We start from the raw sequence: 22,090 nt of genomic DNA, 5'->3' as shown, positions 1-22,090 counted from the left end.
CGCGATCGTCGAGCTGTGGCCCGCGTCCTCCCGCCCCTACATCGGCGGTTCGCAGGACAACAGCTTCCTTTCGCTGACCTTCGGCTACAACGGCCCGCGCCGGGCCGGCCCTGCCCGCGAGGTGGCAGGGAGGCGCTTGACGCATCTGAGACGACCGGTCATATTGAAATGGCGGCGCAGCCCCGCCCTTCGCTCCGGCGCGAACCGGAAGGGACTGCGCCGCGGCCCTGCGCCACCACCGACGTGGCGCCCGAACCCGGGCCCCGACGCCATCAGTCGACACATCGAGGAGAACCATGTCCACGTATCGCGCATTCGAGGTCACAGGCGCACGGAACTTCGAGCTCGTCACCCGCGAGGTCCCCACACCGCCCCCCGGGCATGTGCGGCTGAGGGTGGAGAGCTGCGGCGTCTGCCACTCCGACGCGCTGGCCGTGGAGGGCCTGCGAGCCGATCCGGCGCAGCCGATCGTCCCCGGACACGAGGTCGTCGGTGTCATCGACGCCGTCGGTGAAGGCGTCGGCGCCTGGCACGTCGGCGACCGCGTGGGCGTGGGCTTCCTCAACGGCCACTGCGGCGAGTGCACGCCGTGCCGCCGCGGGGACTTCGTGAACTGCACCGACCAGCCCCAGACCGGCACGACCACCGACGGCGGCTACGCGGAGGTGCTCATCGCCCGCAGCAGCGGCCTGGTCCGGGTGCCGGACGGCCTCTCCCCCACCATCGCCGCCCCGCTGCTCTGCGCCGGACTGACGACCTTCAGCGCCCTGCGCCGGCTCGACGCCCGACCCGGCGCCCTCGTCGCGATCCAGGGCATCGGCGGCCTCGGCCATCTGGGCCTCCAGTACGCCGCCCGGCTCGGCTACCGCGTCGCGGCCATCGCCCGCGGCCGGGAAAAGGAGCAGCTCGCCGTCGAGCTCGGCGCGACCCACTACATCGACAGCTCCGCCGAGGACCCGGGTGCCGCGCTCCAGAAGCTGGGCGGCGCGGACGCCATCGTCGCCACCGCGGCGAGCGGCACCTCGATGACTCCGCTGGTCCCCGGACTCGCCCCGCGCGGGCACATGGTCGTGGTCGGCGTCTCCATGGACCCCGTCTCCGTCGCGACGACGGACCTCATCCTCGGTTCCCGCACCATCAGCGGGAGCCTCACCGGCTCCGCGATCGAGAACGAGGACAACCTCGAGTTCAGCTCGCGCTCCGGCATCCGGCCGCTGGTGGAGACGATGCCCCTGTCGCGAGCGCCCGAGGCGTACGAGCGCATGATGTCCGGTCAGGCCCGCTTCCGGGTCGTCCTGGACGCGACCGCCTGACCCGGCCGGACCGCGTTCCGCCGGGTGTATTTTTGACAAGAGAGAGACGACCGACCATATTGCGCTGCGGAGGTGGCACCATGGCTCGGCAGAGCATGCGCGAGGCGATCGTCGACGCGGCGGTCGCGCAGTTCCACTCGAAGGGGTACAACGCCGCGGGCGTCAAGGACATCACCGATGCCGCGGGCGTTCCGAAGGGGTCGTTCTACAACCACTTCGACAGCAAGGAGTCGCTGGCGCTCGTCGCCCTGGACCGCTACGGCGCGGCCCGGCGGATCCACGAGCTGGCCGAGCCCGGCGTCGCGCCGCTGGCACGGCTGCGGGCGCACTTCGAGTTCCTGCGCGGCGAGACCGTGGCCGCGGACTTCACCCGGGGTTGCATGATCGGCAACTTCGGGGCCGAGATCGCCGATCACAGTGAGACGATCCGCACGGGTGTCCGGGCCTCACTCGCGCACTGGGCGTCGATGATCTCCGGTGCGCTCGCCGAGGCGCAGCAGTCCGGCGACCTGCGCGCGGACCTCGACACCGAGCGGACGGCACGGTTCGTCCTCAACGCCTGGGAGGGCACGCTCATCGCCGCGCGTTCCGGCCGGTCGGACGAGGCCTTCGACGACTTCTTCGACACGGTCTTCGGGACCTTGCTCGCACCGCCGCACACCCCCGCGGCGGGCAGGTCCTGACGGACGGCGGACAGGGACGGCCACGTCCCCGTCCGGCAGGGGCCCGGGTCGCCGCACGGCGACCCGGGCCCCTCGTCGTCGCTCGTCCGAGCGCCCGACACCGGTGCCGCATCGTGTACGGGGGACCGCCGCGGAGTCGGCTGCTCCGTCGCTTGGTTGAGGCCGGCGGCCCACCCGGGGCACAGTGATGGCCCCGCAGGACGCGACCGGAGGACGGACCCATGTGCGTGGTCGACGCGGCGGCCAAGGAGGCCATGGTCGCCCGGTTCCTCCGCGACCATCCGCGGGCGGGCCGCGACAGTGCCGCGCACCCCGCGCTGCGCGGCTGCGCCGAGGTGCCGTGGGCCGACTTCCCCGGTTGTCCCGCCGGGCTCCCCGCCCTCTTCCACGCGCTGCTCGACGAAAGGGCCGCCGCCGAGGCCGCGCGGGTGCTCACCAACGTCCTGCTGGACGGCGTCTTCCGGATGGGCGCTGCCATGCCGGCGGCGCTGCCGTTCGTGCTCCGTCTCGCGGTCGACCCGGACGTCCCCGTGCGGTCCGCCCTGCTCGACATCGTCGCCGTCGCGGCCGAACTCGCCCGGCCGGTCGACCCGGAGGACGAACGCGCGGTCCTGCTGCTCGGCCCGGACGCCGATCACCCGGAGCGCGCGCGGTGCCGCGCCGTGCTCGCCTCGCATCCGGCCCTGCTGCGCACCCTGCCCGACGGCACCCTGCCCGACGACATGCTGCCGGACGGTGCGCTCCCCGCGTGATCAGCGCGCCGGCGGCTTCGGCGCAGGGACCCCGCAACCGGGATCCCGCACGGCAAGTGCGCTGCTCCGGCGGGCAGTTGACACACGTGCCCACACCGGTGGCCGCGACCCGGTCCACAACCGCTCGATTGGCCCTGGCCGGTCGCCTCCGCGCGTCCGTAGGCTCGCCGTCATGCGGATTCGAATCGTCGACGCCTTCGCCGACCGCCCCTTCGCCGGCAACCCCGCGGGCGTGCTGCTGCTGGACAGCGAGTCCTTCCCCGAGGACGGCTGGCTCCAGCGGGTGGCCGCGGAGGTCAACCTCTCCGAGACCGCCTTCGCCCACCCGGTGCCGAGCGCCCAGGACGCGGACTGGGCGCTGCGCTGGTTCACCCCGAAGGCCGAGGTGAACATGTGCGGGCACGCCACCCTGGCCACCGCGCACGTCCTGCACAGCACGGGTGCGGCCCGCGGACCGGTGCGGTTCAGCGCCCGCTGCGGCGTCCTCACCACGACGGCCGGCGACGACGGCGGCATCACGATGGACTTCCCGGCCGCCCCGCTCACCTCGGTCGTCGTCGCGGACGAGATCGCCGCCGCGATCGGCGCCGAGGTGCTGTCGGTGTACGAGACCGGCGACGACGTGGGCGATCTGCTGGTCGAGGTCGTGGACGAGAAGACCGTACGAGCGCTCGCTCCCGATCTCACGGCCGTCGCCGCGCTGCCCTCGAAGCGGGGGCTCATCGTGACCGCCGGGGCCGAGTCCCCGGCCACGTCCGGCTACGACTTCGTCTCACGGGGCTTCTTCCCCGCCGTCGGCATCGACGAGGACCCGGTGACGGGCAGCGCCCACACCGCGCTGGCCCCGTTCTGGTCCAAGCGCCTGGGACGCGACGAGCTCGTCGGGCTGCAGGCCTCGGCCCGCTCCGGCCTGGTCCGCACGGCGCTGCGCGGCGACCGCGTGCTGCTCGGCGGCCGCGCCGTGACCGTGATCGAGGGTGAACTGCACGCCCGCCCGTAGGTTCTCAGCCGGTCGGCAGCCAGCCGACCTTCCCGGCGAGCAGGGCGTAGCCCACGAAGGCCACGATGTCGATCAGCGCGTGGGCCGCCACCAGCGGCCCCACCCGGCCCCAGCGCCGGTAGAGCAGGACGAAGACGACGCCCATCGCCATGTTGCCGATCAGCCCGCCGATGCCCTGGTACAGGTGGTAGGAGCCGCGCAGCACACTGCTGGCCACCAGCGCGCCGACCGGCGTCCAGCCCAACTGGCCGAGTCTGCGCAGCAGATAGCCGACGACGATGACTTCCTCGAGCACGGCGTTCTGGATCGCGGAGGCGATCAGCACGGGGATCTTCCACCAGACGTCGGGCAGTGACTCCGGCACGACGGTGAGGTTGAACCCGGAGGCGCGGGCCCCGAGGTAGAACAGCAGCCCGGTACCGCCGATCGCGGCGGCCACGAGTGCGCCGCGCAGCAGATCGGTCCGCGGACGGCGCAGGTCGAAGCCGATGGCCGGCATGCCCGTGCCCTCACGGGCCAGCAGATGGGCGACGAGCGCCACCGGGACGAGCGCCGTGGCGACGCCGAACAGCTGCCAGGCCAGATCCAGCCACGGCCGCCCCGGCGCCTGGGAGCCCACCAGGGTGGCCGCCTGGTCCTTCAACCCGCCGGGCTTGGTCAGCGACCCGATGAAGCTGATCAGTGCGGCGAGGGCGCTGGCCCCCAGCGACAACGCGAGGACCAGCAGGGTCTCGCTGCGCAGTGCGCGCGACCCGAGCCGCTCGGCCGCCCCGGACCCGCCCGCCCCCACCGAATTCCCGTCCACAGATGCCTCCACCCGCGCCATCCTGCCTCATCGGGCCGAAGACGCGGGCGGGGGCCCGGTTCGCGCCCCCGCGGACGCGCGGGTGCGAACCGGTGCGGACCCGTGCGGGCGGGCCTCAGCGGTCCAACGTCCACTCGTGCACGGGCGCCCCGCTGTGCATCAGTTCGCAGTAGCGCAGGGTCATCGCGGCCAGGGCGCGCTGCCGGTCCAGCCCGCGGTCCAGCTCCTGGTGGAAGGCGACGGCCTGCCACTCGGCACCGTTCATGCGGTTGCGGCAGCGGCCCTCGATGATGCCGAGGTAGTGGTCCCGGTCCACCGGGTCGATCCCCCAGGCGTCCAGGCCCGCGGAGGCCATCGGCAGCAGTTCGTCCAGGACGAGTTCGACGGCCCCGATCTCGACGACGCCGTTGCCGCGCCCGGGCCGGGGCCAGGTGAACACCGCCTCGATGCCGTAGCGGCAGGCGGCGTCGAAGTTCGCCGCGGCGGCGGCGAACGGCAGCCGGCTCCACACCGGACGCGACGCCTCCGCCAGGGAGCGGACGAGCCCGTAGTAGAAGGCGGTGTTCGCGAGGACGTCGGCGACGGTGGGCCCGGCGGGCATGACGCGGTTCTCCACCCGCAGGTGCGGCACACCGTCGACGACCGCGTACACGGGGCGGTTCCAGCGGTAGATCGTGCCGTTGTGCAGCGTCAGTTCCTTCAGCTGCGGGATCCCGCCCTCGTCGAGGACGTGCAGCGGGTCCTCGTCCTCGCAGATCGGCAGCAGGGAGGGGAAGTAGCGCACGTTCTCCGCGAAGAGGTCGTACGCGGAGTCGATCCAGCGCTCGCCGAACCAGGTCAGCGGGCGCACGCCCTGGACGCGGTGCTCCTCGGGCCGGGTGTCGGTGGCCTGCTGGAAGAGGGTGGGACGGGTCTCCCGCCACAGCTCCCGGCCGAACAGGAAGGGGGAGTTGGCACCGAGCGCGACCTGCGGGCCGGCCACCACCTGCGCGGCGTTCCAGACGGCGGCGAACCGGGCCGGGGTGACCTGGAGGTGCATCTGCATCGAGGTGCACGCGGCCTCCGGGGCGATCGAGCCGGAGACGCTGGTCAGCCGTTCCACTCCCGAGATGTCCAGCGTGATGTCCTCGCCGCGGGCCGCGAGTATGCGGTCGTTGAGGAGCATGTAGCGATCGACCCGGGAAAGGTTCGCACCGACCAGGTCCTGCGCGCCGAGGGTCGGGAGGATTCCCACCATCACGATGCGGGCACCGACCTCGCGGGCCTTTGTCTCGGCATATCCCAGGCCCATGCGCAACTCTTCGGCGAGCCGGTCCAGGACCCGGCCGGAAAGCCGGTGCGGTGCGATGTTCACTTCAATGTTGAACTGTGCGAGCTCCGTCTGGAAATCACGGCTGGCGATGCGCTCGAGGACCTCCTCGTTCATCATGCGGGGCAGACCGTCGCGGTCCGTGAGATTCAACTCGATCTCCAGACCCATGAGATTGCGGGGACGGTCGAATCGCTTCTCCTCCAGCAGCCGCTCCAGCCCCAGCAGGCACTGCTTCAGCTTCCTGCGGTAACGCTGGCGGTCGGAGAGGTCGAACCCCGTGGCCACGACCTTTTCCCCCATCGGAGGTCCTCCCTCGAGTGAGCCGTGATCACATCATGCCCAGCCTCGAGATCGATAACGCTCCCCCGCGTCCCGCCGGGAGCCGCTAAGCTGGCCAGGAGCACCGTCTTGCGGCACATTCCGCGGGCATGGACGTAATTCACATGCCGGCGGCGGACCTCTCGTGAAAAACACCGACGAGATTCAGCCATCCGCAGTAACGCGGAAAGCGCAGTTCACGGCGTGCGCGACGGTGCAATTGGGGAGCTATTACCTGTTCAGGGTGACCTGGAACCGCCTTGCCCGTAATATCACTGACGGCTAGATGAAACACTGCGCGAACACTCCTCGTATATCCTTCGTTCACAGGCAGAGCCTCCGCGACCCGCCGCGCGCCCGCGACGCACCGGCCACGGGAAGGGATCCGCATGCCCACGCTGATTCCGTACGCCGCCGCCCCCACGCGCCTCACGGATCCGGGCTGTCCCGGCCTGCCGCCGTTTCATCAGCTCCACCGCTGACAGTGCTGTCCGCACCCCGCCGAGCACCCCCCGTGTCTCCCCATGAGAGGCCGCCCACCATGCCGCTGCAGGTAGCCCCAGCCCCCGCACCCGCTCTGCGAAGCGTTCTCGCCGCCCTGAGCTCCCCCACCGCCGTCCGCGAGGCCCGCACCCCCTCGCTGCGCACCGCGACCGGGCCGCTCGTCGCCGAGCATCCGCTCCCGCTGCACGTCCTCGACCCCGTGATCTCCGAACCGGGCGGACTTCCCCGGGCGCGGCTGACCGGCTGGCGCTTCCACATCCGTACCGGCGAGAAGGTGGCCGCCGCCGGCGAGACCGTGGACACCCCGGACGGCTGGGCGTTCTCGCACTTCTGCGAGGGCCCCTACCTCGCCTCGACCGAGCGCGCGCTGCGCCAGGCCGATGCCCTCACCACCCCTTACCAGCCGCATCTGCTCTCGGTACCGGGGCTGTACATGCTGACGCTGTGGCTGCACGGCGATGTCGCGGCCGACGCGGGCTCGGCCCAGCCGGCCCCGTCGGATCTGCTCATCCCGCTGGCCCCGGCCCCGCCGGGGATCGCCGCGCACCGCATGCACCGGCTCTCGGACCTGGTGCCGGTGCTCACCCTGCGGCTGGCTCCGCCACCACTGCTCGGCACCACCGCCTGAGGCTCCCGGCTGGGGCGACACGCATACGCCTCCGTGACCGTCCGGTCACGGAGGCGTTGCATTGTCCGGGCAACCGCCCGCCAGAGTGAAAGCGTCACCAACTATCGAGGACAGCTCACGCGAAATCCCTGCGGAAATCCCTCAGTAGAGCAACACTGGGACCGACCGACTGAACGGGGGAGCGGCATGACTGAGGTTCCTACCCAAAGCAGCCGTACTTCACACCACTCGCAGCGAAAGACGTCGTCCATGTGCCCGCACCAGCCGCAGTGTCCGTCCGCCGCCAGCCCCGACCGCGAGGCCGCCCACATCATGGCGAGCCACCCCGAGCAGGGCTGGAGCCTGCTCTGCAACGGCGTCCTGCTCTTCGAGGACACCGGTGAACTCCTCCCCGACGGACAGATCATCGCCCCGCACCGCCCGCTCGGCAGCGAGCACGTCGTCACCGCGGCCTGACCCGCGGCGCCGGAAACGACACAGGGCCGACCCCGCTGGAACAGCGGGGCCGACCCTTGAGCGTCAACCGCCCTTACGCGTCGTACTCGTCCAGCGGCGGGCAGGAGCAGACCAGGTTGCGGTCGCCGAAGGCGCCGTCGATGCGGCGGACCGGCGGCCAGTACTTGTCGGCGGCCGACACTCCGGCCGGGAACACCGCCTCCTCACGGGAGTACGGGTGGTCCCAGTCGCCGCCCAGCGCCGCGGCCGTGTGCGGGGCGTTGCGCAGCGGGTTGTCCTCCGCGGGCCACTCCCCCGAGCCGACGCGCTCGATCTCGGCGCGGATCGCGATCATCGTGTCGCAGAACCGGTCCAGCTCCGCGAGGTTCTCGCTCTCCGTCGGCTCGATCATCAGCGTCCCGGCCACCGGGAACGACATCGTCGGCGCGTGGAAGCCGTAGTCGATCAGGCGCTTGGCGACGTCGTCGACCGTCACGCCGGTCTCCTTCGTCAGCGGGCGCAGGTCGATGATGCACTCGTGCGCGACCAGCCCGCCCGGACCGGTGTAGAGCACCGGGTAGTGCGGCTCCAGGCGCTTGGCGATGTAGTTCGCACCGAGCACCGCGACCTGGGTGGCGCGCTTGAGGCCCTCGCCGCCCATCAGCCGGACGTACGCCCACGAGATCGGCAGGATGCCCGCCGAGCCCCACGGCGCGGCCGAGATCGGGCCGACGCCCGTCTCCGGGCCCGCGGACGGCTGGAGCGGGTGGTTGGGCAGGTACGGGGCGAGGTGGGCGCGGACCGCGACCGGGCCGACGCCGGGGCCGCCGCCGCCGTGCGGGATGCAGAAGGTCTTGTGCAGGTTCAGGTGCGAGACGTCGCCGCCGAAGTGGCCGGGCTGCGCAAGTCCCACCAGGGCGTTGAGGTTCGCGCCGTCCACGTACACCTGGCCGCCCGCGTCGTGCACCGCGGCGCAGATGTCGCCGATGTGCTCCTCGAAGACACCGTGCGTGGAGGGGTAGGTGACCATGAGGACCGAGAGCTCGTCGCGGTACTGCTCGATCTTGGCGCGCAGGTCCTCGACGTCGACCTCGCCGTCGCCGGCGGTCTTCACGACCACGACCTTCATGCCGGCCATCACGGCGCTGGCCGCGTTGGTGCCGTGCGCCGAGGACGGGATGAGGCAGACCGTGCGCTGGGTGTCGCCGTTGGCGCGGTGGTAGGCGCGGACGGCGAGCAGGCCGGCCAGCTCGCCCTGGGAGCCGGCGTTCGGCTGCAGGCTCACCTTGTCGTAGCCGGTGACCTCGGCGAGGCGCTCCTCCAGCTCACGGATCAGGGTGAGGTAGCCCTCGGCCTGGTCGGCCGGCGCGAAGGGGTGCATCGCGCCGAACTCGGGCCAGGTGACCGGCTCCATCTCGGTGGTCGCGTTGAGCTTCATGGTGCAGGAGCCCAGCGGGATCATGCCGCGGTCCAGCGCGTAGTCGCGGTCGGCGAGGCGGCGCAGGTAGCGCAGCATCGCGGTCTCGGAGCGGTGCTGGTGGAAGACCGGGTGGGTCAGGTAGTCCACGCCGCGCTCCAGGGCGGCGGGCAGCGCGTCCTCGGTGGCCGCGTCGAGGGCCTCGATGTCGGCGGTGACGCCGAAGGCGCCCCAGACGGCGGCCAGGTCGGCACGGCCGGTGGTCTCGTCGCAGGCGACACCGACCAGGTCGGCGTCGACCTGGCGCAGGTTGACACCGGCCTCGCGGGCGGCGGCCACGACCTCGGCGGCACGGCCGGGCACCCGGGCGGTGAGGGTGTCGAAGAAGGCGCCGGTGGTCACCTCGACGCCGCCGGCGCGCAGGCCCGCGGCGAGGATCGCGGCGTAGCGGTGGGTGCGGCGGGCGATCTGCGCGAGGCCGTCCGGGCCGTGGTAGACCGCGTACATGCCCGCCATGACCGCGAGCAGCACCTGGGCGGTGCAGATGTTGCTGGTGGCCTTCTCGCGGCGGATGTGCTGCTCGCGGGTCTGCAGGGCCAGGCGGTACGCCTTGTCGCCGTCGGCGTCGACGGAGACGCCGACGAGGCGGCCGGGCAGGCTGCGGGCGTGGGCCTCGCGGACGGCCATGTAACCGGCGTGCGGGCCGCCGAAGCCCATCGGGACGCCGAAGCGCTGGGTGGTGCCGACCGCGATGTCCGCGCCGAGCTCGCCGGGCGAGGTGAGCACGGTCAGGGCGAGCAGGTCGGCGGCGACGGTGACGATCGCGCCGAGCTCGTGGGCCTGCTCGACGACGGGCCGAAGGTCGCGGACCGCGCCGGAGGCACCCGGGTACTGCAGCAGCACGCCGAAGACGCCGCGCTCGGCGACGTCCGCGGGGATGCCGTCGCTCAGGTCGGCGACGACGACCTCGACGCCGGTGGGCTCGGCGCGGGTCTCGATCACGGCGACGGTCTGCGGGAAGGTGTCGGCGTCGACCAGGAAGACGCCCTGCTTGACCTTCCCGACCCGGCGGGCGAGGGCCATCGCCTCGGCCGCCGCGGTGCCCTCGTCGAGCAGCGAGGCGCCGGAGGTGGGCAGCCCGGTGAGGTCGGCGACGACCGTCTGGAAGTTGAGCAGCGCCTCCAGCCGGCCCTGGGAGATCTCCGGCTGGTAGGGCGTGTACGCCGTGTACCAGGCGGGGTTCTCCATGACGTTGCGCAGGATGACCGGCGGGGTGAAGGTGCCGTGGTAACCGAGGCCGATCATGGGCCGCAGCACCTGGTTGCGGTCGGCGAGGGAGCGCAGCTCCGCCAGCACCTCGGGCTCGGTGCGGGCGTCGGGCAGCCGGAGCGCCTCGGCGCTCTTGATGGTGTCCGGTACGGCTGCGGCGGTGAGCTCGTCCAGCGAGCCGTAGCCGACCTGCGCGAGCATCTTGGCCTGCGCACCGGCGTCGGGCCCGATGTGGCGCTGCTCGAAGGGGATGCCGCGCTCCAGCTCGGAGAGTGGGATGCGGTTGGCGGTCATCTGCGGAGGCCTCCTGGTCTGACGCGACACGGCCTCCCCCTCTGTCATCTGAACCTGAGAGCTTCACCGCCCCGCAACAGCCGGGGCGGCTTTCACCGTCGGTGAGGAAGCGGCCGCGCACGGTGTGTGCCGCCCTTCCTGCTTTCCAGAGTGACCTCACCCATGCGGTACGGATGCCTGAGAGATTCCGGGGAGGGTTTGCTCCTTCGGCGCCCGACGGGCGGTTCCCCGCGTCGTCAGGACTCTCCCGCAAGGGGTCAGCAGCCGCTGTCAGCGTACCAGCGCGGTCCGGGGATGGGTCATGTGACAGCCGCCACCTTTCGTGCCTAAATAGGATTAATCGCGACCAGTTGGAGGGACCGTGCAGACCGGTATCGATCCGCGCAGCCTCATCGGACGCAGGGCCTTCGACCGCAACGGGATGAAGATCGGCACCGTCGACGAGGTGTACCTCGACGACGCCACCGGGGAGCCCGAATGGGCGGCGGTGCGCACCGGACTGTTCAGCCGCGACGCGTTCGTCCCGCTGGAGCCGAGTGAGTTCACCGGGGAAGAGCTGCGCGTCCCGTTCGACAAGGCACTGATCAAGGACGCCCCGGACTTCGGCGTGGGCCGGCATCTCTCCCCCGAGCAGGAGCTGCAGCTCTACCACCACTACGGCATGAGCGGTCCGGCGCTGTCCGGTCCGCTGCCGGAGCCGCCGCCGGACCGCGACTTCGGCACGCTGGCCGGCGACAGCTGACGCGGGGGCGGTCCCGGCGGCTCCGCCGACACCAGCGGCAGCGGCTCGGACGGCTCCAGATCCGGGTCGGCCACCGCGAAGGTGCGCACCCGGCCCGGCCCGGCGGAGCCCGGCTCCTCGAAGCGGACGGTGACCCTGCCGACCCCGCTGCCCTGTACCCACCCGGCGCCGTACTCGGTGTGCCGTACGTCCTGCCCCGGCACCCAGCGCCGCTCGGCCCGCCCCGGCTCCACGGCCGACCCCGCGGACGGCGCCGCCTCCTCCTCGGAAGGTCCGGCCTCCTCGTCGGCGGCGCTCTCCTCCCGCTCCGCGGCCTGGGCGAACAGGTCCTCCTGCGTGAAGTCGGCGAGGCCCGCGACACCGACGCCGAGCAGGCGCACGCCGCCGGTGGTGTCGACGGCCTCCAGCAGCCGCGCCGCGGTCTCGCGGACGACCGCGAGGTCGTCGGTCGGGGCCCGCAGGGTCTCCGAGCGCGTGAGCGTCGTGAAGTCGTACCGCCGCACCTTCAGCACGATCGTGCGGCCGGAGCGCCCCGCCGAGCGCAGCCTGCGCACGCAGCGGTCGGCCAGCCGGTCGACCTCCAGACGGACCCGAACGCGGTCGGTGAGGTCGACGTCGAAGGTGTCCTCGACGGAGATCGACTTGTGCTCGCGGTCGGCGACCACCGGCCGCTCGTCGATCCCCAGGGCCATGCCGTGCACATGGGCGCCGTGCGCCTTGCCGAGCAGCCGGACGAGCTCGGCCTCCCCCGCCTCCACGACCTCGCCCACGGTCGCGATGCCCGCCCGCCGCAGATGCTCCGCCGTGGCCGGGCCCACGCCGGGCAGCGTGCGCACCTGCATGGGCGCCAGGAGCCCGCGCTCGGTGCCCGGCTCGATGAGCACCAGCCCGTCCGGCTTCGCCTGCTCCGAGGCGATCTTGGCGAGCAGTTTGGAGCCGGCGAGCCCCACCGAGCCGGTGAGCCCGGTCGCCGCCCGGATGTCCGCCCGCAGCCGCTCCCCCACCGCACGTGGGTCGTCCCCGATGCCGCCGGCCTCCAGGTCCACGAAGGCCTCGTCCAGGCTGAGCGGCTCGACCAGCGGCGACAGCCGGGAGAGCAGCTCCATGACGATGTCGCTGATCTGCCGGTAGACCGTGAAGCGCGGCACGAGATACGCGGCGTTGGGGCACAGCCGGCGCGCGTGGGCCATCGCCATCGCCGAGTGCACGCCGTGCACCCGGGCCTCGTACGACGCGGTCGCGACCACGCCGCGCGGCCCGAGTCCGCCGACGATGACCGGCTTCCCCCGCAGACTGGGCTTCGCGGCCTGCTCGACGGCAGCGAAGAACGCGTCCATGTCCAGGTGGAGGATGGTCGGCGCGCTTCTCACAGTCACCGATGGTGCCCCACGGGTCCGACATCCGCCGTACGCCTGTACGGCGGACGGGTGGGGCGCGGTTCAGCCCGCGCGGTTGCGGCGCCGCGCCAGCTCGTCACCGGGGTTGTGGCCGACCAGCGTCTCCCCCGTGTCGACCCGCTCGGAGTGCAGCTGCGACAGGGCGCCCTCGACGTCCCGCCACACCACGCCGACGGCGATCCCGAAGATCCCCTGCCCGCCCTGGAGCAGGTCGACGACCTCGTCGGGCGAGGTGCACTCGTACACCGTCGCTCCGTCGCTCATCAGCGTCATGCGGGTGAGCTCGGCGGGCGCGCTGGACCGCAGGTGCTGCACGGCGGTGCGGATGTTCTGCAGGGACACGCCCGTGTCCAGGAGACGCTTGACGATCTTGAGGACGACGACGTCGCGGAAGCTGTACAGCCGCTGCGTCCCCGAGCCGTACGCGGGCCGGATGCTGGGCTCCACGAGCCCGGTCCGCGCCCAGTAGTCCAGCTGGCGGTAGGTGATGCCGGTCGCCGCGCAGGCGGTCGGCCCGCGGTAGCCGACGCGTTCGCCGGCCTCCTCAGGGGCCTGTCCCGAGGTGTCGCCCGAACCCCCTCCGGGGGGCGTCGCGGCGTTGCGGGCCAGGGCCCCGCGCATCGGATACGGGCCGCCAAAGGCCGTACCGTCGCCGGTGCTTCTCACGCCGACCTCCCGTCCCTTCGCACCCCTCAGGGCACGCGCACGTGCCATCGGGACTTTCCTTCTCGACGGTAGGCAGTCACTCCGGGTGCGTCAACGATCGCCACGCTCGGCACGCCGAGTGATATCAACCCCAGAGGTGGTTTCTCGTGTCCACCCAGGGGGTAAGGCTGCGTGAATGGCCTCCGGGCCCCTCACTGACTGCTGGTGCCGAAGTCCTCGGGCGAGATCTGGTCGAGGAACTCGCGGAACTTCTCGACCTCGTCCTCCTGCTCGTCCGGAATGGCGATGCCGGCGTCGTCCAGCACACCGTCGCTCCCGTAGATGGGAGTTCCGGTCCGCAGCGCGAGCGCTATGGCATCCGAGGGACGGGCGCTCACCTCCACACCACTGGCGAACACCAGCTCGGCGTAGAAGACGCCGTCGCGCAGGTCGGTGATCCGGACCTCGGTCAGCGTCTGGCCGACGGCCTCGAGCACATCCTTGAACAGATCATGGGTCAGCGGCCGCGCGGGCGTCATGCCCTGCTGCGCGAAAGCGATGGCGGTGGCCTCCCCCGGCCCGATCCAGATGGGCAGGTAGCGGTCGCCTCCCACTTCCCGCAGGAGCACAATCGGCTGGTTGGAGGGCATTTCGACCCGGACACCCACGACGTCGAGCTCGTTCACACAGCAACCCTAGGCCGTGCCCGGCAGGTTTGGGTAGTCGGGACGGGCCCGACCGGTCACCTGCCGGGCGTGTCCCGGTCATGCCGGCTCAGAAGAGCCGCACCCTGAGCGCGGACTGCACCAGAGCGGCGTGCAGCCGCACCGACAGCGCCGCCAGCTCGCGCGCGGTGGCCTCGGCGTGCGTCCTGGTCTGCGGATTGCGGTGCCTGCGCAGTGGCGCGACGACCTGCTCCACCAGACCGGCCTCGCGCTCCGCGGCCGCCTTCACCGCCCGCAGATGGCGCGGCTCGAGCCCGAAGCGGCCCAGATCGGCCACGATCTTGGCGATGTTCACCGTTTCGGCGTCATAGTCACCGTCAGGACCGGCCTCCACCAGTCCGTACGCCTCCCACTGGGCGAGCTCGCCCGCTTCGGCGGCCGTGGCGGCCAGCAGTTCGTCCCTGCCGATGCGCAGCGGAGCGGGCGGTTCCCGATCCACCGCACCGACCTCGATCAGTTCCCGGGACTCCCCGGAGGAGGAGGCGGGCAGCGGGAGCGGTTCGCCGCGGTCGAGGGCGTCGAGATGCTCGCCGATCACTTTCAGCGGAAGATAGTGGTCACGCTGCATGCGCAGGATGTGCCCCAGCCGCTCGACGTCCCGGACGGTGAACTTCCGGTAGCCCGACGGGGTGCGCTGCGGCTCCACCAGCCCCTCCGCCTCCAGGAAGCGGATCTTGGAGATGGTGACCTCGGGGAACTCCTCCCGCAACTCGTTGAGCACCGCTCCGATGCTCAGCAGCCGATCGTCCGCGGTGGCGGTGCCGTTGCCGGCACCGCCCGACGGTGTACGAAGCATGAACCTTCCCTCGCGGGGGTCAGGCGCCCCACTGGCTCGCGTAGAAGACCAGTCGGTACTTGCCGATCTGCACCTCGTCGCCACTGGACAGGGTCACCGAGTCGATCCGCTCCCGGTTGACGTAGGTGCCGTTGAGGCTCCCCACGTCGGCGACCGTGAAGGTGCCGTCGGGAACGCGCCGGAACTCCACGTGACGCCGCGAGACGGTGACGTCGTCGAGGAAGATGTCGCTCTCCGGGTGACGGCCGGCCGTCGTCAGCTCACCGTCCAGGAGGAAGCGGCTTCCCGAGTTGGGGCCACGGCGCACGACCAGCAGCGCGGAGCCCGGGGGCAGCGCGTCGACTGCGGCCTGGGCCTCCGGGGAGAGCGCCGGCAGCACGGTCTGTCCCGTCTGCTCGGCCTCGTACGCCTCGATCCCGGAGATGGAGATCGTGGACGTCGTCTCGGAGGCGCGCTCGGACGGCACTCCGGCACGCAGCGGCGCGCCGCAGTTGGAGCAGAAGCGGCTCGCTTCCGCGTTCTGGAACCCGCACCGCGCACAGACCGGCAAGGACCCTCCACCCGTGTCAGAGGCTGATGGTTGCTGGAAACCTATGCGCCCCGCGGCCGCAGGGTCAACAGAAACCGCGCCATGACCGCCCGAAATGTCACCACCCGGAGCAGCGGCCTCGTCACGGAACAGCGGGCGCTCCTCGCCCGGTCCCTCTTCCTGGGCATGCCTCGGCGCGCGGTGACGCGCCGTAGGGCTGTCACCAGCCTGACGCGAGCTCTTGCCGAACCACTTACCGAACAACTTCACGGGCGATCCCCTTGAACGACACAGACCCGCCCGTGGGGCAGGACGAACCCTCAGTCACGACCAACACACAGTTTCTCTCACGCACCACCCCAACGGTGCGGCGACCCCCCGCATTCTCCCGCCCTCCCCCGCGAACCCCACTCGTCCCCGCATCACCGGGTTGACGACTGAGCGTAGTCAGGCTGCTCCGACGGCCGCAAGGCGTCGACAACGATCTTCTCCGATCGCGTCACATCCGCCGTGGCCTGCTCCTTCTCCAAAGTCTGCACCACGCCCCCCGGGATGTTCAGGGCGGGTTCGAGATCCTGTGGATTACCGATGACCTTGAAGCGGTACGGAGCGCTCACCTTGTGCCCGTCGATCTCCACCCCGCCGGAGCCCTGGGTGAAGAACGTGTCGGCCACGACCCGGACGTCGTTGATCTGGATGGCCTCCGCGCCCGCCGCACGCAGCTCCTGGAGCGCGTCGAGCAGCATGTCCGCCTCGACGGCGTGCTCCGGGTCGTTGATCGTCAGCGTGATCCCGGGCCCCTCGACGGCGACGGTGCCGGCCAGCACCCCGAGCTGCTCGGCCTTCTGCTCGGTCTGCTTGCGGGCCTCCTCGGCCTGGTCGGAACTGTTCTCCAGCTCCGTGCGCTGCTCCTCCAGCCGCCGCCTTTCGTCGCCCAGGCGCTGCGAGCGGTTGTCCAGCTCGTCCAGGATCCGCACCAGGTCCTCCTGGCGTGCGCCGCGCAGCGCGCTGGTGTCGCTGGTCGATCGGACCTGGATCGCCAGGCCGAGCCCGAGGACGAACAGCAGCACGGCGACGATCAGCTGGGCACGGGACACCCGCGGCGGCCACAGCCCGGCCTTGAGCCGTTCCCGGCCCGTCCGGGCGGGCGCCGCGCCCTCGGGCTCGGCGGCGTCCTGCCGCGGGGGCTCCTGGACGTACGGCGGCTCCGCGCCCGCCGGTCCGACGGGAGGCACCGGACCGGGCACCGGTCCGGGCGCGGGCATCGGTCCGGGCGCGGGCATCGGTCCGGGGGCGGCGGGACGCTCCGGGCGCTCCGGGTGCCGCCCGCGCGCCGGCGGCTCGGCTCCCGCGGGGCGCTGCGGTCCGGCCGGCTCCACGGGCTGGGACGGCCGCATCGGCTCCGGGCGCTCCACGGCCTTGCCCGGCTCCTCCGGCGCGCCGGGGCGGGGCGGCTCGGGCCTGCCGGGTGTCTGGTCGTTCTCGTCGCTCATGGTGCTGTCACGCCCGGAAGACATGGCGGCGGATCGCCGCGGCGTTGGAGAAGATGCGGATGCCGAGGACGACGACCACGCCCGTGGACAGCTGCGCCCCCACGCCCAGCTTGTCGCCCAGGAAGACGATCAGCGCGGCCACGACGACGTTGGACAGGAAGGAGACCACGAAGACCTTGTCGTCGAAGATCCCGTCGAGCATCGCCCGCAGACCGCCGAAAACGGCGTCGAGCGCGGCGACCACGGCGATCGGGAGGTAGGGCTCGACCACCGTCGGCACGACGGGGCGGACCACCAGGCCCACCACCACTCCAACGATCAGGCCCAGTACGGCGATCAATTCGTACCCTTCCCATTTCCGGATGCGCTCGACGACGGCCCGCCCGACGGGACGGGTGTCGCGGAGCGGATGATCAGACTCGGAGCCGCGGGCAGGTTCAGCTTCTCCTTCTCGGAGATGCGCGCGCGGATCCCGTAGTTCTCCTGCAGGACGTGCAGATACTGGCCGTCCGCGCTGTCCTGGAAGGACGTGCTCAGCTTCTGCGGGTCCCCGATCGCGAGGATCGCGTAGGGCGGTACCAGCGGCCGGTTGTCGACCAGTATGGCGTCGCCCGCGGCACGGATCGCCGACAACGACGTCAGCCGCTGTCCGTTGATGGAGATGGCCTCCGCGCCCGACGCCCACAGTCCGTTCACGATGCGCTGCATGTCCCGGTCGCGTACACGGCCGGTGTCCGAGAAGTCGCTTGTCGTGCGCGGGTCGTTGCCGCCGCCCGACGAGGCCTCCTTGGCGTCGTTGACCTCCAGCTCGATCCCCGGCCCCGTGACCGGGGTCGCCCCGGCGAGGAGCGCCACGCGCTCCGCGTCGCCGTCCCGGTTGTTGAGCGCCTGCCGCTGCCTGGCCGCCACGTCGTCGCGCAGTTCGTCGACGCTCTTCTGCAGATCGTCGGCGGTGCGGGTCTCGGACTCGATGCGGTCGATGAGCTTCTGCCGCTCCTTGGCCAGCGTCGGGGCCGCCACCTGCGTCTGCACGGCGCCTATGGTCACCACCACGGCGGCCAGGACCAGGCCCAGCGCGAGCACCAGCCGGCCCCGCAGCGTCGCGGGCAGGCGAGAGGTGCCCGTGGCGCCCCGGCGGGCCGCGGCCTCGGCGTATCCGTCGTCGAGGCTGTGCTCCATGACGTTGGTCAGCAGCGACATGGAGGCGTCGGGGCGCCGGGTCACGGCCCTCCCTGGGGCGCTGCTCCGATCGGGGTGCTGCTGCGGCATGCCGCACATCGTCGCATGTCCGTGCCACCGACCTCGAACGGGCCCCTCCCGACGCGCCGTTAGACGCGCCGGCAGGGGCCCTTGGGCCGTTCCGGGTGCGGGATCAGCGGCCGGCGCTGTCCACGATCCCCGCCCATTCGTCGAGCAGCGCCTGCGCGGAGGCGTCGTCCGGACCCTCCGCCCACAGATGCGTCACCGCCTCCGCCGGGTCGGGCAGCACCATCACCCAGCGGCCGTCCGCCTCGACCACCCGCACGCCGTCCGTGGTGTCGACGTAGCGGTCGCCCGCCTCCTCGACGACGCGGCGCATGACCATGCCCTTGACCGCCCACGGCGTCGCCAGGTCCCGCTTGAGGACGTGGGCGCGCGGGATGCGGGCGTCGATCTGGCTCAGCGTGAGCTGCGTACGGGCCACCAGGCCGATCAGCCGCACAAAGGCGGCTGCGCCGTCGAAGACGCTGCTGAACTCCGGGATGATCAGGCCGCCCTTGCCGTCCCCGCCGAAGATGGTCGACTCCTGGCGGCCGACCCGGGTGAGGTCGTCGGGCGAGGTCGTCGTCCACTCCACCTGCGTGCCGTGGTACGCCGCGACCTGCTCGGCGATGCGCGTCGTCGTCACGGGGAGCGCCACCCGGCCGCTGCGGCGCTCGGCGGCGACCAGGTCGAGCATGACCAGCAGGGCCCGGTCGTCCTCGATGATCTTGCCGCGCTCGTCCACCAGGGACAGCCGCTCGCCCACGGGGTCGAAGCGCACGCCGAACGCCGCCCGCGAGGACGCCACGATCTCCCCGAGCCGCACCAGGCCGGCCCGCCGGCCGTCGGCGGTCTCCGTGGGCCGGGCCTCGTTGAGCCCCGGGTTGATCGTCAGCGAGTCCACCCCGAGACGGCCGAGGAGGCTCGGCAGCACCAGACCCGCGCTGCCGTTCGCGGCGTCGACCACGACCTTCAGCCCGGCCTCGGCGATGCCCGAGGTGTCCACGGCCCGCAGCAGCGCGCCGGTGTAGGAGTCGAAGACGCTGGCGGGGAAGTTAAGGTCGCCGATCTCACCGGGGAACGCGCGCCGGTACTCCTGGCGGGCGAAAACGCGGTCGAGCTTGCGCTGCCCCGCCGCCGACAGATCGGCCCCGCGCTCGTCGAAGAACATGATGTCGACGGAGTCGGGGATACCGGGACTGGTCCGGATCATGATGCCGCCGGCGCTGCCGCGCGCGGTCTGCTGCCGCGCCACGGGCATCGGCACGTTCTCCAGGTCGCGCACGTCGATCGCGCTGGCCTGCAACGCCGAGATCACCGCCCGCTTCAGCGCACGGGCGCCACGGGAGTGGTCACGCGCGGTGGTGACGGTGGCGCCCTTCTTGAGCGTCGTCGCGTACGCGCCGGCGAGGCGCACGGCGAGCTCCGGGGTGATCTCGACATTGAGGATGCCGGAGACGCCCCGCGCGCCGAAGAGGTTCGCCTGGCCCCGGGACTCCCAGATCACCGACGTGTTCACGAAGGCGCCGGCCTCGATGGTCTTGAACGGGTAGACCCGGACGTTGCCCGCGATGATCGACTCCTCGCCGATCAGGCACTCGTCTCCGATGACCGCGCCGTCGTCGATCCGCGCGGCCCGCATGACATCGGTGTTCTTGCCGATCACGCAGCCGCGGAGATTGGTCTGGGGCCCGATGTAGACGTTGTCGTGGACGACGGCCTTGTGCAGGAAGGCGCCGGACTTCACGACGACGTTCGAGCCGATCACCGAGTGCTCGCGCACCTCGGCGCCGGCCTCGATCTTGGCGTAGTCACCGATGAACAGGGGCCCGCGCAGCGTCGCGTCCGGGTGCACCTCGGCCCCCTCGGCCACCCAGACCCCGGGCGAGATCTCGAAGCCCTCCATGTCGACGTCGACCTTGCCCTCGAGCACGTCGGCCTGCGCCTTGATGTAGCTCTCGTGGGTGCCGACGTCCTCCCAGTAGCCCTCGGCGATGTAGCCGTAGATGGGCTTGCCTTCCTTCATCAGCTGCGGGAAGACGTCACCGGACCAGTCGACGGAGACATCGGGCTCGACGTAGTCGAAGACCTCGGGCTCCATCACGTAGATGCCGGTGTTCACGGTGTCGGAGAAGACCTGGCCCCAGGTCGGCTTCTCGAGGAAGCGCTCGACCTTGCCCTCCTCGTCGACGATGGTGATGCCGAACTCCAGGGGGTTGGGCACCCGGGTCAGGCAGACGGTGACCAGAGCGCCCTTCTCCTTGTGGAAGTTGATCAGCTCGGTCAGATCGAAATCGGTCAGGGCGTCACCGGAGATCACCAGGAACGAATCGTCCTTGAGTGCGTCCTCCGCGTTCTTGACGCTGCCGGCGGTGCCGAGTGGCTTCTCCTCGTTCGCGTAGGTGAGCTCCATGCCGAGTTCCTCGCCGTCGCCGAAGTAGTTCTTGACGAGTGAGGCGAGGAACTGCACGGTCACCACGGTCTCGGTCAGACCGTGCCGCTTGAGCAGCTTGAGCACGTGCTGCATGATCGGCTGATTCACGACCGGCAGCAGCGGCTTGGGCATGCTCGAGGTCATCGGGCGAAGGCGCGTGCCCTCGCCGCCGGCCATCACGACGGCCTTCATGTCGGAAGCGTCCTCCTCAAAGAGACGACTGTCTTGCCGACGTCACCCGTGCTCTCTCTTACGCGGACGGTCGCGGTCCCCCCGGACCGCCGGTCACGCGCGGGGCGCCCGGTCGGATGTCCTCCTGCCGGGCACGCGGGCTCAATCGGCCGTGGCGTCCGCCCTGACGAGTCGGCGGACCTGGACCACGTAGAGGATCCCTGCCCACCAATACAGCGTTGTACCCCATCCGGCGAACGCCCATCCGAAAATAGCAGCGAGCGTGTTCAGCCACCCGTCGCCGTCGCTCAGCAGCAGCAGCGGGAAGGCGTACATGAGGTTGAAGGTGGCGGCCTTGCCCATGAAGTTGACCTGCGGCGGACCCCAGCCGTGCCGGCGCATCACCAGGATCGTCACGCCCATGACGGCGTCCCGGGCCACCAGGATGGCCGTCAGCCACCAGGGTAGGATCCCCCGCCACGTGAGGCCGATGAGCGTGGAGACGATGTAGAGCCGGTCCGCGGCCGGGTCCAGTACGCGGCCGAGACTGCTGATCTGGTTCCAGCGGCGCGCGAGCTTGCCGTCGAGGTAGTCGCTGACACCGCTCAGGGCGAGCACCAGGAGCGCCCAGCCGTCGACCTTGGGCCCGCCGAACTCGGGCCACAGGATGAGCCACAGGAACACGGGCACGCCCAACAGCCGTGCCATGCTCAGGATGTTGGGGATCGTGAAGACGCGATCCGTCTGCACCCTTGTCTCCTGGACCTCCACCGGGGGCCCCTCCTGTTGAACGTACGCTCCGATGATTCCACCCGACCCTACCTCAGGGCATAAAAAAGCCCGTCGCCGGGCCTCTCACAAGAGGTCCCGGCGACGGGCTCAATAATTGTTCGGCGGCGTCCTACTCTCCCACAGGGTCCCCCCTGCAGTACCATCGGCGCTGAAAGGCTTAGCTTCCGGGTTCGAAATGTAACCGGGCGTTTCCCTAACGCTATGACCACCGAAACACTATGAAACTATACGAACCGGCACCAGCCAAAAAAGCCGGGGTTCGTTGTTTCAGAACTACACAGTGGACGCGAGCAACCTATGGACAAGCCCTCGGCTTATTAGTACCGGTCAGCTCCACCCATTACTGGGCTTCCACATCCGGCCTATCAACCCAGTCGTCTACTGGGAGCCTTAA

Annotated in this window: 20 protein-coding genes, 2 rRNA genes and 1 riboswitch; of the genes, 7 read left to right on the top strand and 15 right to left on the bottom strand. The window is 71.2% G+C overall.

What is annotated here, in order from left to right; translation table 11 throughout:
• Positions 1-296 precede the first annotated feature (296 nt).
• From AB0F62_RS39025 to AB0F62_RS39010, 4 genes are all read left to right on the top strand, one after another.
• A complete protein-coding gene (locus AB0F62_RS39025; protein ID WP_361810639.1) occupies positions 297-1,313 on the top strand; it encodes an alcohol dehydrogenase catalytic domain-containing protein in 1,017 nt (338 codons plus the stop codon).
• Positions 1,314-1,393: 80 nt separating this feature from the next.
• A complete protein-coding gene (locus AB0F62_RS39020; protein WP_361810638.1) occupies positions 1,394-1,996 on the top strand; it encodes a TetR family transcriptional regulator C-terminal domain-containing protein in 603 nt (200 codons plus the stop codon).
• A gap of 221 nt (positions 1,997-2,217) precedes the next feature.
• Positions 2,218-2,748, top strand: coding sequence for a hypothetical protein (locus tag AB0F62_RS39015; RefSeq protein WP_361810636.1), 531 nt, complete (start codon positions 2,218-2,220; stop codon positions 2,746-2,748).
• Positions 2,749-2,920: 172 nt separating this feature from the next.
• Positions 2,921-3,748, top strand: coding sequence for a PhzF family phenazine biosynthesis protein (locus AB0F62_RS39010; RefSeq protein WP_361810634.1), 828 nt, complete (start codon positions 2,921-2,923; stop codon positions 3,746-3,748).
• Positions 3,749-3,752: 4 nt separating this feature from the next.
• On the opposite strand, the gene AB0F62_RS39005 is transcribed toward AB0F62_RS39010, so the two are convergent.
• Entirely contained in the window at positions 3,753-4,574 is an 822-nt protein-coding gene (locus AB0F62_RS39005; RefSeq protein ID WP_361810632.1) for a CPBP family intramembrane glutamic endopeptidase, read from the bottom strand.
• A 94-nt stretch (positions 4,575-4,668) separates the two neighbouring features.
• On the bottom strand, positions 4,669-6,165 hold the full coding sequence (locus tag AB0F62_RS39000; RefSeq protein ID WP_361810630.1) for a glutamate--cysteine ligase: 1,497 nt from the start codon (positions 6,163-6,165) through the stop codon (positions 4,669-4,671).
• A 559-nt stretch (positions 6,166-6,724) separates the two neighbouring features.
• Here AB0F62_RS39000 and AB0F62_RS38995 point away from each other — a divergent pair.
• Both AB0F62_RS38995 and AB0F62_RS38990 read left to right on the top strand, forming a co-directional pair.
• Positions 6,725-7,315, top strand: coding sequence for a hypothetical protein (locus AB0F62_RS38995; RefSeq protein WP_361810628.1), 591 nt, complete (start codon positions 6,725-6,727; stop codon positions 7,313-7,315).
• 249 nt (positions 7,316-7,564) lie between these two features.
• Positions 7,565-7,771 (top strand): DUF5999 family protein, encoded by a 207-nt coding sequence (locus tag AB0F62_RS38990; RefSeq protein ID WP_361810626.1) that lies wholly within the window; start codon positions 7,565-7,567, stop codon positions 7,769-7,771.
• A 73-nt stretch (positions 7,772-7,844) separates the two neighbouring features.
• Here the strand turns inward: AB0F62_RS38990 and gcvP are convergent, their stop codons facing one another.
• A complete protein-coding gene (gcvP, locus tag AB0F62_RS38985) occupies positions 7,845-10,730 on the bottom strand; it encodes an aminomethyl-transferring glycine dehydrogenase (RefSeq protein ID WP_361810624.1) in 2,886 nt (961 codons plus the stop codon).
• A gap of 155 nt (positions 10,731-10,885) precedes the next feature.
• A riboswitch (glycine riboswitch) is annotated at positions 10,886-10,990 on the bottom strand.
• 101 nt (positions 10,991-11,091) lie between these two features.
• Here gcvP and AB0F62_RS38980 point away from each other — a divergent pair.
• Positions 11,092-11,472, top strand: a complete 381-nt coding sequence (locus tag AB0F62_RS38980) for a PRC-barrel domain-containing protein (protein ID WP_361810619.1) — start codon at positions 11,092-11,094, stop codon at positions 11,470-11,472.
• Here the strand turns inward: AB0F62_RS38980 and AB0F62_RS38975 are convergent.
• The 12 genes from AB0F62_RS38975 to AB0F62_RS38920 form a co-directional block, all read right to left on the bottom strand.
• Positions 11,385-12,842 (bottom strand): DNA polymerase IV, encoded by a 1,458-nt coding sequence (locus AB0F62_RS38975; RefSeq protein WP_361810617.1) that lies wholly within the window; start codon positions 12,840-12,842, stop codon positions 11,385-11,387. The genes AB0F62_RS38980 and AB0F62_RS38975 overlap by 88 nt on opposite strands.
• 69 nt (positions 12,843-12,911) lie before the next feature.
• Positions 12,912-13,535 (bottom strand): MerR family transcriptional regulator, encoded by a 624-nt coding sequence (locus tag AB0F62_RS38970; protein WP_361810615.1) that lies wholly within the window; start codon positions 13,533-13,535, stop codon positions 12,912-12,914.
• Between the two features lie 191 nt (positions 13,536-13,726).
• Entirely contained in the window at positions 13,727-14,200 is a 474-nt protein-coding gene (locus AB0F62_RS38965; RefSeq protein WP_018558705.1) for a bifunctional nuclease family protein, read from the bottom strand.
• An 88-nt stretch (positions 14,201-14,288) separates the two neighbouring features.
• On the bottom strand, positions 14,289-15,035 hold the full coding sequence (locus AB0F62_RS38960) for a MerR family transcriptional regulator (RefSeq protein ID WP_361810612.1): 747 nt from the start codon (positions 15,033-15,035) through the stop codon (positions 14,289-14,291).
• Between the two features lie 19 nt (positions 15,036-15,054).
• A complete protein-coding gene (locus AB0F62_RS38955) occupies positions 15,055-15,585 on the bottom strand; it encodes an FHA domain-containing protein (protein WP_361810610.1) in 531 nt (176 codons plus the stop codon).
• A 401-nt stretch (positions 15,586-15,986) separates the two neighbouring features.
• The gene (locus tag AB0F62_RS38950) at positions 15,987-17,057 is read right to left on the bottom strand and encodes a DUF881 domain-containing protein (protein WP_361810608.1); all 1,071 of its coding nucleotides are present in this window, start codon (positions 17,055-17,057) and stop codon (positions 15,987-15,989) included.
• A 7-nt stretch (positions 17,058-17,064) separates the two neighbouring features.
• The gene (locus AB0F62_RS38945) at positions 17,065-17,397 is read right to left on the bottom strand and encodes a small basic family protein (RefSeq protein WP_003984969.1); all 333 of its coding nucleotides are present in this window, start codon (positions 17,395-17,397) and stop codon (positions 17,065-17,067) included.
• Positions 17,394-18,335 carry a DUF881 domain-containing protein gene (locus tag AB0F62_RS38940; RefSeq protein ID WP_361810606.1) on the bottom strand — a complete coding sequence of 314 codons (942 nt, stop codon included), beginning with the start codon at positions 18,333-18,335 and terminating at the stop codon, positions 17,394-17,396. The genes AB0F62_RS38945 and AB0F62_RS38940 overlap by 4 nt, the downstream gene beginning before the upstream one ends.
• 94 nt (positions 18,336-18,429) lie before the next feature.
• Complete coding sequence (locus AB0F62_RS38935; protein WP_361810604.1) at positions 18,430-20,925, bottom strand: mannose-1-phosphate guanyltransferase; 2,496 nt, start codon at positions 20,923-20,925, stop codon at positions 18,430-18,432.
• Between the two features lie 141 nt (positions 20,926-21,066).
• A complete protein-coding gene (locus AB0F62_RS38930; protein WP_361810602.1) occupies positions 21,067-21,675 on the bottom strand; it encodes a CDP-alcohol phosphatidyltransferase family protein in 609 nt (202 codons plus the stop codon).
• A gap of 117 nt (positions 21,676-21,792) precedes the next feature.
• A 5S ribosomal RNA gene (gene rrf, locus AB0F62_RS38925) occupies positions 21,793-21,909 on the bottom strand.
• 84 nt (positions 21,910-21,993) lie between these two features.
• Positions 21,994-22,090 (bottom strand): 23S ribosomal RNA (locus tag AB0F62_RS38920); the annotation flags it as partial.

The sequence above is a fragment of the Streptomyces sp. NPDC026673 genome (assembly GCF_040638135.1).
GTDB lineage: Bacteria > Actinomycetota > Actinomycetes > Streptomycetales > Streptomycetaceae > Actinacidiphila.
Note: the sequence above shows the minus strand (reverse complement) of the source record. Positions and strands in the feature narration are given on the sequence as shown.

What these genes read in the sequence shown, in the direction of transcription:
- AB0F62_RS39025 (WP_361810639.1), top strand. Translation starts at nt 297, where the DNA reads ATGTCCACGTATCGCGCATTCGAGGTCACAGGCGCACGGAACTTCGAG.
- AB0F62_RS39020 (WP_361810638.1), top strand. Translation starts at nt 1,394, where the DNA reads ATGGCTCGGCAGAGCATGCGCGAGGCGATCGTCGACGCGGCGGTCGCG.
- AB0F62_RS39015 (WP_361810636.1), top strand. Translation starts at nt 2,218, where the DNA reads ATGTGCGTGGTCGACGCGGCGGCCAAGGAGGCCATGGTCGCCCGGTTC.
- AB0F62_RS39010 (WP_361810634.1), top strand. Translation starts at nt 2,921, where the DNA reads ATGCGGATTCGAATCGTCGACGCCTTCGCCGACCGCCCCTTCGCCGGC.
- AB0F62_RS39005 (WP_361810632.1), bottom strand. Translation starts at nt 4,574, where the DNA reads ATGGCGCGGGTGGAGGCATCTGTGGACGGGAATTCGGTGGGGGCGGGC.
- AB0F62_RS39000 (WP_361810630.1), bottom strand. Translation starts at nt 6,165, where the DNA reads ATGGGGGAAAAGGTCGTGGCCACGGGGTTCGACCTCTCCGACCGCCAG.
- AB0F62_RS38995 (WP_361810628.1), top strand. Translation starts at nt 6,725, where the DNA reads ATGCCGCTGCAGGTAGCCCCAGCCCCCGCACCCGCTCTGCGAAGCGTT.
- AB0F62_RS38990 (WP_361810626.1), top strand. Translation starts at nt 7,565, where the DNA reads ATGTGCCCGCACCAGCCGCAGTGTCCGTCCGCCGCCAGCCCCGACCGC.
- gcvP (WP_361810624.1), bottom strand. Translation starts at nt 10,730, where the DNA reads ATGACCGCCAACCGCATCCCACTCTCCGAGCTGGAGCGCGGCATCCCC.
- AB0F62_RS38960 (WP_361810612.1), bottom strand. Translation starts at nt 15,035, where the DNA reads ATGCTTCGTACACCGTCGGGCGGTGCCGGCAACGGCACCGCCACCGCG.
- AB0F62_RS38950 (WP_361810608.1), bottom strand. Translation starts at nt 17,057, where the DNA reads ATGAGCGACGAGAACGACCAGACACCCGGCAGGCCCGAGCCGCCCCGC.
- AB0F62_RS38940 (WP_361810606.1), bottom strand. Translation starts at nt 18,335, where the DNA reads ATGTGCGGCATGCCGCAGCAGCACCCCGATCGGAGCAGCGCCCCAGGG.
- AB0F62_RS38935 (WP_361810604.1), bottom strand. Translation starts at nt 20,925, where the DNA reads ATGAAGGCCGTCGTGATGGCCGGCGGCGAGGGCACGCGCCTTCGCCCG.